This window comes from Acinetobacter rongchengensis, from assembly GCF_003611475.1.
In the GTDB taxonomy this organism is placed as follows: domain Bacteria; phylum Pseudomonadota; class Gammaproteobacteria; order Pseudomonadales; family Moraxellaceae; genus Acinetobacter; species Acinetobacter rongchengensis.
Window position 1 is genome coordinate 1 of sequence record NZ_RAXT01000247.1, and the last position, 207, is coordinate 207.

A 207-nucleotide genomic window follows, 5' to 3' on the forward strand; every position below is an offset into this window, starting at 1 on the left:
GCTGGCCAACGCTTCAGAGTGTAATTGATGGCCTTGGCGGTGGGAGAACTCGATGGCACTGTCAGATGATGTTGGTTGAGCCATTCATATAGTTGTTGCATCACTGGTTGACTATGCTGTTGTCGGTATTCGCGGCGGTCTTCCGCTGTACCATCGGTCTTTTTCCTGAGCTCTGCTTCTATCGCATACAGTTTCTGAATCAGCACT

The 207-nt window shown here is 49.8% G+C and carries 1 protein-coding gene; it reads right to left on the reverse strand.

The genetic code is table 11. The features are described from left to right. The coding region (locus D7V20_RS19745; protein WP_147395841.1) for an IS66 family transposase at positions 1–207 on the reverse strand (207 nt) is incomplete at both ends.